This is a genomic window from Pseudomonas sp. BF-R-01 (assembly GCF_019946615.1).
Classification (GTDB): Bacteria; Pseudomonadota; Gammaproteobacteria; order Pseudomonadales; family Pseudomonadaceae; genus Aquipseudomonas; species Aquipseudomonas migulae.
In genome coordinates, this window is record NZ_JAGYFX010000155.1 from 1 (window position 1) to 9441 (window position 9441).

At 54.5% G+C, this 9441-nt stretch carries 10 protein-coding genes; 7 read left to right on the top strand and 3 right to left on the bottom strand.

Annotated elements, in window-relative coordinates:
- Positions 1 to 56: 56 nt before the first annotated feature.
- Positions 57 to 1256, bottom strand: a complete 1200-nt coding sequence (locus KGB27_RS29720) for a glycosyltransferase family 4 protein (protein ID WP_223557284.1) — start codon at positions 1254 to 1256, stop codon at positions 57 to 59.
- 288 nt (positions 1257 to 1544) lie between these two features.
- On the opposite strand from KGB27_RS29720, the gene KGB27_RS29725 reads away from it, so the two are divergent.
- The 6 genes from KGB27_RS29725 to KGB27_RS29750 are packed head-to-tail and all read left to right on the top strand — an operon-like array spanning position 1545 to position 5738.
- Positions 1545 to 2240: a WbqC family protein gene (locus KGB27_RS29725; protein WP_032832353.1), complete on the top strand. Its 696-nt coding sequence runs from the start codon at positions 1545 to 1547 to the stop codon at positions 2238 to 2240.
- Complete coding sequence (locus KGB27_RS29730) at positions 2237 to 3166, top strand: glycosyltransferase family 2 protein (RefSeq protein WP_223434782.1); 930 nt, start codon at positions 2237 to 2239, stop codon at positions 3164 to 3166. Before KGB27_RS29725 ends, KGB27_RS29730 begins: the two co-directional genes overlap by 4 nt.
- On the top strand, positions 3147 to 3779 hold the full coding sequence (locus KGB27_RS29735) for a class I SAM-dependent methyltransferase (protein WP_008037355.1): 633 nt from the start codon (positions 3147 to 3149) through the stop codon (positions 3777 to 3779). Before KGB27_RS29730 ends, KGB27_RS29735 begins: the two co-directional genes overlap by 20 nt.
- On the top strand, positions 3779 to 4444 hold the full coding sequence (locus KGB27_RS29740; protein ID WP_223557285.1) for an acetyltransferase: 666 nt from the start codon (positions 3779 to 3781) through the stop codon (positions 4442 to 4444). Before KGB27_RS29735 ends, KGB27_RS29740 begins: the two co-directional genes overlap by 1 nt.
- On the top strand, positions 4441 to 5364 hold the full coding sequence (locus KGB27_RS29745; protein WP_008037351.1) for a hypothetical protein: 924 nt from the start codon (positions 4441 to 4443) through the stop codon (positions 5362 to 5364). The genes KGB27_RS29740 and KGB27_RS29745 overlap by 4 nt, the downstream gene beginning before the upstream one ends.
- Positions 5364 to 5738, top strand: a complete 375-nt coding sequence (locus KGB27_RS29750) for an EamA family transporter (RefSeq protein ID WP_192227743.1) — start codon at positions 5364 to 5366, stop codon at positions 5736 to 5738. The genes KGB27_RS29745 and KGB27_RS29750 overlap by 1 nt, the downstream gene beginning before the upstream one ends.
- A gap of 17 nt (positions 5739 to 5755) precedes the next feature.
- Here KGB27_RS29750 and cysZ read toward each other — a convergent pair whose 3' ends face one another.
- Complete coding sequence (gene cysZ, locus KGB27_RS29755) at positions 5756 to 6511, bottom strand: sulfate transporter CysZ (RefSeq protein WP_223557286.1); 756 nt, start codon at positions 6509 to 6511, stop codon at positions 5756 to 5758.
- A 315-nt stretch (positions 6512 to 6826) separates the two neighbouring features.
- Here cysZ and trxB point away from each other — a divergent pair, with 315 nt between their 5' ends.
- Positions 6827 to 7789, top strand: coding sequence for a thioredoxin-disulfide reductase (trxB, locus tag KGB27_RS29760; protein ID WP_008026963.1), 963 nt, complete (start codon positions 6827 to 6829; stop codon positions 7787 to 7789).
- Positions 7790 to 7976: 187 nt separating this feature from the next.
- Here the strand turns inward: trxB and KGB27_RS29765 are convergent, their stop codons facing one another.
- Positions 7977 to 9227, bottom strand: a complete 1251-nt coding sequence (locus KGB27_RS29765) for an aspartate aminotransferase family protein (RefSeq protein ID WP_223557287.1) — start codon at positions 9225 to 9227, stop codon at positions 7977 to 7979.
- Positions 9228 to 9441: the final 214 nt, after the last annotated feature.

A 9441-nucleotide genomic window follows, 5' to 3' on the forward strand; every position in this document is an offset into this window, starting at 1 on the left:
CAGGGTATGTGCCGGAACGCAAGTCCCTGTAGGAGCGAGGCTTGCCCGCGAAGCTTTTAAGGCAACAAAGCCACATCAGGCAAAACCTGTTCCTGCGAACAAGCCCCCCGCAACTGCCCCTCGAACTGCTCGATAATCGCTGCCCAACCCTGCCGACTCGCATGCTGGCGCGCATTGAGCCTTACGCATCGCAAGGTTTCGCGCTTCTCCAACAGCCACACCGCGGCATCGCTGAACGCTTCCTCATCCCCCGGCATCGCCAGCACGCCGTTGTAGCCATGGCGAATATGCTGCGCCGCCGCAGCCTGATCGTAGGCCACCACGCCCAACCCTGACGCGAGTGCCTCAAGCACCACATTGCCGAAGGTTTCGGTCATGCTCGGAAACAAAAACACATCCCCTGACGCATAGTGGCTGGCCAGGGCCTCGCCGCGCTGAGTGCCACAGAAAATCGCTTCGGGCAGTTCCTGTTCCAGAGCCACTCGTTGCGGACCGTCACCGACGATGATCAGCTTTAGGATTCGCTGTGGATAAGTCGCTTTCAACGTGTCGAAACAGCGCTTGAGCAAACCAAGGTTCTTCTCCGGTGCCAGGCGTCCTACGTGGATGACTGCGATGTCCTTCTCGCTCAGGCCCCATTGCTCACGCAACGATTGCAGCCGTTTGGTCGGGTGGAACAACTGACTGTCGACCCCGCGGGACAGCAATGCCAGCCGCTCGAAATGCCGGCGCTCCAGCTCCATTCGCTGGCTGACACTCGGCACCAGCGTCAGGGTCGAGCGATTGTGAAACCAGCGCAGGTAGTGGGTCAGCAGGCGCGTGAGCAATCCGAGCCCGTACTGATTGGAGTACTGCTGGAAGTTGGTGTGAAAACCGCTGACCACCGAAATCCCCAGGCGCCGTGCCGCGCGCAACGCGGACAAGCCCAGCGGTCCTTCCGTGGCGATGTACAGCACGTCCGGGCGCTGGCGCTTCCAGCGTCGCAGCAGCTTGTGCATCGACGACTGACCCCATTGCAAACCCGGATACCCCGGCAGCGGCCAGCCCCGGCACAGCAGCAATTCATCGTCGCTGCCCAGCTGCTGATCGCAACCCTGGCGTGGCCGCACCAGTTCAACCTGATGCCCGCGCGCGCGCAAACCGTCGCACAAGCGGCCAAGGGTATTGGCCACGCCGTTGATTTCGGGAGGGAAGGTTTCGGTGATCAGGGTGATATGCAGAGCTGTCGTCATGACCTCAGTGTCGGTTGGGGCCATGTCGTCGTTGTGGCGTTTTGATGATGGATTTGTGACCGCACGAGCATTGAATGTCATTTGGCCGGGCGACTGAGGATGGGCGTGGGCTAGCGTCGCATCCACAAAACGTTAACTCGTTCGAGCGTTTGCTGAGGCAAAAAACCATGAAAAGGGTGACGCTTCCCCCCATTGCAGATTAATATGACAGCCTTAAAAATTGTGTAGTGATATTGCTGTGCGTCTAAGTGCTCGTTCTACTTCACAATTACATTTCTCAATGAAGATTCACCGTCGCCAGGGAACAGTGCGTTGAAAAAAGTCGCGATACTTCAATCCAACTACATCCCTTGGAAAGGGTATTTTGACATGATCGCATCAGTGGATGAGTTCATTCTCTATGATGACATGCAATATACTCGGCGTGATTGGCGAAATCGTAATCAGATTAAAACCCCGCAAGGTGTGCAATGGTTGACCGTGCCAGTTTTAGTGAAAGGAAAATATCATCAGAAGATCAGGGAAACTGAGATAGATGGTGTTGACTGGGCCGCTTCACATTGGAAGTCTCTGGTTCAAAATTACAGTCGCGCTCCGCACTTCAATGAAATTGCAAAATGGCTTGAGCCGCTTTATCTGAATGAAAGTTATACTCATATTTCAGAGCTTAATCAGCGATTTATTCAGGCTATTTGCGATTACCTGGAAATCAAGACAGTTATTAGTCGTTCATCGGATTATGAGTTGGTCGACGGTAAGACGGAACGCCTTGCCAATCTTTGTGCACAGGCTGGGGGGAGCGAGTACGTCTCCGGGCCATCTGCCAAGGACTACGTTGATGAAGCTGTATTTGAAGCGATGAATATAAAGTTAACCTGGTTCGATTACTCAGGTTATCCGGAGTATTCGCAGTTATGGGGCGAGTTTACCCATGGCGTCACGGTCCTTGACCTGCTTTTTAATTGTGGAAAAGACGCTCATCGCCAAATGAGGCATGTTGCTCCATGAAGCTCTCAATCGTAGCCACTCTTTATCAGTCAGCCTCTTACATAGAGGAGTTTCATTCGCGCGTGAGTGCTGTCGCGATGACGCTTGCAGGGGATGATTATGAGATCCTGCTGGTGAATGATGGATCTCCCGATAACAGTCTTGATATCGCTATCTCGCTCACTGAACGAGACCATCATGTCGTACTTATCGATCTCTCCCGTAATTTCGGCCATCATAAGGCCATGATGACGGGGCTCTCCCACGCAAAAGGCGAAAAAATATTCCTGATTGACAGCGATCTGGAAGAAGAGCCGGAGTGCTTGCTCAGCTTTGACCAGCAAATCAATCAGACCGCCTGTGATGTTGTTTACGGAGTGCAGGAGCAGCGCAAAGGCGGCTGGTTTGAGCGATGGAGCGGCCGGTGGTTCTATCGTTTCTTTCAAGCCCTGACTGGACTCGCCCTGCCAGAGAATATTGTCACTGCAAGATTAATGACTCGTCGCTACGTGGACGCTTTACTGCGCCATAAGGAACGAGAGGTATTTATTGCCGGTCTTTGGCATATTACCGGGTTTGAACAGCAGCCGCAGACGGTCAAAAAGAGCAATACCAGTCAGACGACTTATACACTCAGAAGAAAAATGTCTATATTGGTGAATTCGGTAACATCGTTCAGCAATGCGCCATTGATTGGTATTTTTTATATAGGTGTGTCTATTTCGTTTTTTGCACTACTTTATATTGTTTATTTGACGGCGCACTGGATGTTTCTCGCAAAGCCAATGAGCGGCTGGACGTCGGTCATGGCCTCTATCTGGCTACTTGGCGGCATGATAATTTCGTTTATCGGTGTCGTGGGGATCTATCTTTCCAAGATATTTTCCGAGTCAAAACAGCGCCCCTACACTATCGTGAGGCAGATTTATGCACAGCGACAAAACTGAGCTCCTTGATGAAGTAGCGAGCTATTACTCGAGCAAGCTTGCACTGCATGGCGAGACACCGAATGGGGTGGACTGGAATGGTGAACAGGGCCAGGCGCTGCGTTTCGAGCAACTCTGCAAAGTAATCGATGGCCCGCAGGACTGTACTGTCAATGATCTGGGATGTGGCTACGGTGCGCTGGTTGACTACTTAAATAACAAGCCTCAGAAATTTTCATATCTTGGTATAGATGTTTCAAAAGAGATGATTCAGGCCGCCGAACAGCGTTACGCAAAACTGTCCGGTGTTCGATTCATTGCCGGGTCCGAGCCCGACTCTGTCGCTGACTATGGCGTTGCCAGTGGTATTTTTAATGTTCGCCTGGGTCGTTCAGACGACGAGTGGCTGAGCTATCTTGAAAAAACACTGGATGTTCTGGATCGAACAAGTCGTCTGGGGTTCTCTTTTAATTGCCTCACCTCCTACTCTGACGAAGATAAGAAGCGAGATGATCTGTACTACGCCGATCCTTGCCTGTTATTTGATATATGCAAGCGGCGTTACTCTCGTCATGTAGCCCTTCTGCACGATTATGGGTTGTACGAATTCACTATTCTTGTAAGGAAAATGTGATGAAAAAAAAATTAGTGATTTTCGGCTCTGGCGATATTGCGCAGCTGGCCCACTTTTATTTTAGTACAGACTCCGCTTATGAGATTGTTGCTTTCACTGTGGACGGTAGTTATATCGAGGCGCCTACTTTCTGTGGTCTGCCAGTCGTTGCATTCGAAGACGTAGCCGAGCACTACCCAACGCACAGTCACGAGCTGTTTATTGCCCTGAGCTACTCGAAGCTCAATGCAGTGCGCAAAGAAAAATATCTTGCAGCCAAGGCGCTCGGCTACACGCTTGCCAGTTACATAAGCAGTCATGCCACGGTGCTCAATGAAGGCCGGATTGGCGACAATTGTTTTATTCTTGAAGACAATACCATTCAGCCATTCGTTAATATTGGCAATAATATTACTTTGTGGAGCGGTAACCATATTGGTCACCACTCTACGATTCAGGATCATACGTTTATCGCATCCCATGTAGTTGTTTCTGGTGGTGTGCATATCGGCGAGCAGTGTTTTATCGGGGTCAATGCGACTCTTCGTGATCATATAACGGTCGAGGACAAGTGCGTCGTTGGTGCAGGTGCACTGCTGTTAGCAAACGCTGAACAGGAGGGTGTCTTTATCGGCACGGCGACTGAGCGCTCTAAAGTTCCCAGCAGCAAGCTGAGAAAACTATGAAGTCGACATGGAAAAAGCTCGGGCAATTATTTTTTGTCGAGGGTGATGCGCGTCATCCCAAGTTATTATCTCATGCCGCCAACCCGTTACCGGTACATCTGCACGATGATGTCTTTCGGGTATTTTTCAGTGGTCGGGATTCTGATAACCGCTCCTCCGTTGGGGCTGTGGATATCGATATTGAAAAACGAAAAGTCATCAAAGAACACCCTTCACCTTTCATGGAACACGGACCGAAAGGCAGTTTTTACGCTGATGGTATAAGCATTGGTAACTGCTACACGGTGGATGGCGTGCAATACATGCTTTTCATGGGGTGGCAGGCGCCAATTGATCAGCATTGGAGGGGGGATGTCGGCAGGTTAGTTGTCAATGCGGATACTACGCTGACGCTTGATAGCAAAAATCCGTTCATGAGCGCTGATAAAGACGATCCTATAAGCCTTTCTTACCCGTGGGTGCGTGAAGACGGAAACGGCGGGTATGACATGTGGTATGGATCGACCCGTACTTGGGATTCGGGTAACGGAGAAATGATTCATGTGATCAACTCGGCGCATTCCCTTGATGGCGAGAACTGGAAGCGTAACGGCTTGGCAATCCCCTTCGAACTTGGAGTCGCTCAAGCGTTTTCGCGCCCAACCGTCGCAAAAAACCATCTGGGTGGATTGGAGATGTGGTTCTCCTATCGCAGCGGAGCCGGGGAAACCTATCGTATCGGCTACGCAACCACTGACGAAGGCAAGCAATGGCGATTGGCGCTGGAGGAAGCCGCTATCGATGTTTCATCGGAAGGCTGGGATAGCGAGATGATCGAATACCCGTTTGTGTTTGATCATAAGGGAAGTCGGTACATGCTTTATAACGGTAATGGCTATGGTAAAACCGGCTTCGGCCTGGCTGTGCTGGAGAGAGGCTGATGGCTCGTATATTCGATTATGTGTATATATTTGCAACCATCCTGCTGACCGTCTATGGGCAACTTATTCTTAAATGGCGAATCTCTCACTACGGTGCATTCCCCTCTGACACAACTCAAAAAATTAAATTTCTTTTTTTGCTGTTTTTGGATCCGGCGATTGTTTCAGGGTTCGCCGCGGGATTTTTAGCATCGTTAGCCTGGATGGCGGCGATGACCAAGTTTGATCTTAGTCACGCCTATCCATTTATGAGCTTGAACTTCGTTGTCGTTTTGCTTTTAAGTGGTTGGATTCTAAGTGAGCCAATGACACTCCAGAAATCAATGGGCGTTGGCCTGATTATTCTGGGCACAGTTATTGCCGCGCGCGGATAACAACGAAAAGCAAGTACCTAACGAAGTTTGGCGGTGAGGTTTTCTACTCCACGCTCTCGCACCCAGAATAATGTCGCGCCGGCCACTGCCGCCGGCATCATCAGGATATTGACCACCGGAATCAGCAGCACCAGGTAAACACTCCCGCCGAAGCTCATGCTCTGCCAGCGCTTCTCACGCAGCCAGGCGAGCATCTCGTTCCAGCCCAGCTTGTGGTTGTCCGCCGGGTAGTCGATGTACTGGATCGCCATCATCCATACGCCGAACAGTAGCCACAGCGGTGCGGCGATGATGTTCACCACCGGGATGAACGAGAGGATGAACAGCCCGATCGCCCGCGGCAGGAAGTAGCCGAGTTTGCGCATTTCCCGGGCGAGGGTACGCGGGATCATGGCGATCAGTTCACTCCAGCTGAAAGCCGGGAAGTCGTCGGTGCCGCGCACCACCACTTCGACTTTCTCCGCGAGAAAACCGTTGAACGGCGCAGCGATGACGTTGGCGAGCATGGTGAAGGTGAAGAACACCATCAACACCACCAGCACCACGAAAATCGGCCAGAGGATGTAGCTGAGAAAACTCAGCCAGTTGGGCAGAGACGGCATCAGCGTATCGACCCACAGACTGAATTGATGGCCGGCCAGATAGATCAATCCGACGAACAGCACCAGATTGATTGCCAGCGGCAGCAACACGAATAAACGCAGGCTGGGGCTGAGGACCAGCTTGAGGCCTTCGCGCAGGTATTGCGGGCCGGACAGAACAGGGGCGGGCATATCGAGCTCCGAGCAGAAGGGAAACGCGCCGACCTTACCGGCTTTGCCTTACGGGCGAAAGCGCGGTCGCAGCATCGACATCAACAGTAACAAAGGCGTCTATATATTGGCCGTGACGGGATAGAGACCGCCTATGAGCTGGATTGTTAAACCGTATTTCCTTAATCTTCGCCCCCTCGATACGCTGCACCCAATCTTTTTACAGGACTGTCGAGTTCAAGCCTTCCCCAAGTGCTTTCAACGGTCCTTTTTTATTCCCGCCGGCAACCCGGCGTTCCGCGCCAGGTATTCCGGGCCGGTCAACAGGAGCAGGTCATGTCTGAAGTCCGTCATTCGCGAGTGATTATTCTCGGTTCCGGCCCTGCCGGTTACAGCGCCGCGGTCTATGCCGCCCGTGCCAACCTCAAGCCACTGCTGATCACCGGTATGCAAGCCGGCGGTCAACTGACCACCACCACCGAAGTCGACAACTGGCCGGGCGATGTCCACGGTCTGACCGGCCCGGCGTTGATGGAGCGGATGCGTGAGCACGCCGAGCGCTTTGAAACCGAGATCGTTTTCGATCACATCAATGCCGTGGACTTCGCCGCCAAGCCTTACACCCTGACCGGCGACAGCGCGACTTACACCTGCGACGCCCTGATCATCGCCACCGGCGCCAGCGCTCGCTACCTGGGCCTGCCATCGGAAGAAGCGTTCATGGGCAAAGGCGTTTCGGCCTGCGCGACGTGCGACGGTTTCTTCTACCGCAACAAGCCAGTGGCCGTGGTCGGTGGCGGTAACACCGCTGTCGAAGAAGCCCTGTACCTGGCCAACATCGCCAGCACCGTGACCCTGATCCACCGTCGCGAAACCTTCCGCGCCGAGAAGATCCTGATCGACAAGCTCAATGCTCGCGTTGCCGAAGGCAAGATCATCCTGAAGTTGAACTCGAACCTGGACGAAGTCCTGGGCGACAACATGGGCGTGACCGGTGCTCGCCTGAAGAACAACGACGGCAGCTTCGACGAGCTGAAAGTCGACGGCGTGTTCATCGCCATCGGCCACACCCCGAACACCTCGCTGTTCGAAGGCCAGCTGACATTGAAAGACGGTTACCTGGTGGTGCACGGCGGCCGTGAAGGCAATGCGACCGCGACCAACGTTGAAGGCATCTTCGCCGCCGGTGACGTGGCTGACCACGTTTACCGTCAAGCGATCACCTCGGCCGGCGCTGGCTGCATGGCGGCACTGGACACCGAGCGTTACCTCGACGGTCTGCAGAACGCTTCGTTCTGATTCTGTTGAAATGAAAAAAAAACCGGCTTCGGCCGGTTTTTTTTGTCCACGATTCCATGGCTGATCACATTTCATTGTGGGAGCGAGCCTGCTCGCGAAGGACGTCAACGATAACGCTGGCAACCTGACGCCACGCGGTGCCCTGTCTTCCATCGCGAGCAGGCTCGCTCCCACATGGGTTCAGTGATCAGGTCAGCTTTTTCAGGCACGCTTCCAGGATGTCGAGGCCTTCTTCCAGCACCGCCGCCTCCGTGGTCAACGGCGCCAGCAGCCGGATGATGTGCCGCGACTTGCCGCTAGGCATCAGCAGCAACCCCGCTTCACGGGCCAGGGCCAACAGTTGTGTCAGCTGCGCCGGGGCGGGTGTGCCGTCGGCGTTGGCCAGTTCGATGCCGCGCATGGCGCCGACACCGGTCAGGCGTCCGAGATAAGGGGAAACCTTGTTGGCTCGCCAGGCTTCGTAGCGGCTGACGATCGCTTCTTCCTGCTGCGAACCCCAGGCGTGCAGGTTGGCGTCGGTCATTTCATCCAACGTCGCCAACGCAGCGGCGCAGGCGATCGGATTGCCCGAATAAGTGCCGCCCAGTCCGCCCTTGGGCAAGGTGTCGAGCAGCGACTTGCGCCCGACTACCGCGCCCAGCGGCATACCGCCGGCAATGCTTTTGGCCAGCAGGATCAGGTCCGGCTCGATGCCCAGTCGCGAGAACGCAAACCGCTGGCCGGTGCGGCCGAAGCCGGACTGGATTTCATCGGCGATCAGCAGGATGTTCTTTTCATCACAGAACTTGCGCAAGGCCTGAGCGAACTCGACATCCATCGCCAGGAAACCGGCTTCACCCTGCACAGGCTCGACGATAAAGCACGCCACGTCGTCGACATCGATCTCGACGCTGAACAGCCGATCCATCGCCTTCAACGCTTCGGCGCAGGTCACGCTGTTGTCCTTGCTCGGGTAGGGCAAGTGGAACACCGGACCAGGCAACACGCCGACCTTCTGCTTGTAAGGCGCGACTTTGCCATTGAGGTTGAGAGTGGCGAGGGTGCGCCCGTGGAAGGCGCCGTCGAAAGCGATGACGGCCGTGCGACCGGTCGCACCCCGGACGATCTTCAGGGCGTTTTCCGCCGCTTCCGCGCCGCTGTTGGTGAGCATGCCGCTGACCGGGTAGTCCACCGGGATGAACGCGGCCAGACGCTCCATGAGTTCGAGGTAAGGCACGTGCGGGGCGGCGTTGAACGCGTAGTGCGTCAACCGGGTGGCTTGTTCGCGGATGGCCTCGACGATGCGCGGGTGGCAATGGCCGAGGTTCAACACGCCGATGCCGCCGACAAAGTCGATGTAGCGTTTGCCCTCGGTGTCCCAGACCTCGGCATTTTTGCCGTGGCTGAGCGTGACGGGGTGCACGATGTTGATCGACCGGCTGATGGTTTCGCTGCTCATGGATGACCGACTCTGAAGAAGGGATGCTTCTTTTTATCTAAGCCGCGAGCAGTGGTGCCGGGCAAACGAAATAAAGTTGCCGGGTCAATCTTAAAAGTCGGGATGTGGTTTGAGCGTTGTGCAAAATCAGCCAGGCAACACGAAACCCTGTAGGAGCCGGCAAGCCGGCTCCTACAGGGGCGGTGTCAGTCAGAAATCAGCGGCGGGTCCGGGG

Coding starts and splice junctions, on each gene's coding strand:
- KGB27_RS29720 (WP_223557284.1), bottom strand. CDS start 1,256: ATGGCCCCAACCGACACTGAGGTCATGACGACAGCTCTGCATATCACC.
- KGB27_RS29730 (WP_223434782.1), top strand. CDS start 2,237: ATGAAGCTCTCAATCGTAGCCACTCTTTATCAGTCAGCCTCTTACATA.
- trxB (WP_008026963.1), top strand. CDS start 6,827: ATGTCTGAAGTCCGTCATTCGCGAGTGATTATTCTCGGTTCCGGCCCT.
- KGB27_RS29740 (WP_223557285.1), top strand. CDS start 3,779: ATGAAAAAAAAATTAGTGATTTTCGGCTCTGGCGATATTGCGCAGCTG.
- KGB27_RS29765 (WP_223557287.1), bottom strand. CDS start 9,227: ATGAGCAGCGAAACCATCAGCCGGTCGATCAACATCGTGCACCCCGTC.
- cysZ (WP_223557286.1), bottom strand. CDS start 6,511: ATGCCCGCCCCTGTTCTGTCCGGCCCGCAATACCTGCGCGAAGGCCTC.
- KGB27_RS29750 (WP_192227743.1), top strand. CDS start 5,364: ATGGCTCGTATATTCGATTATGTGTATATATTTGCAACCATCCTGCTG.
- KGB27_RS29735 (WP_008037355.1), top strand. CDS start 3,147: ATGCACAGCGACAAAACTGAGCTCCTTGATGAAGTAGCGAGCTATTAC.
- KGB27_RS29745 (WP_008037351.1), top strand. CDS start 4,441: ATGAAGTCGACATGGAAAAAGCTCGGGCAATTATTTTTTGTCGAGGGT.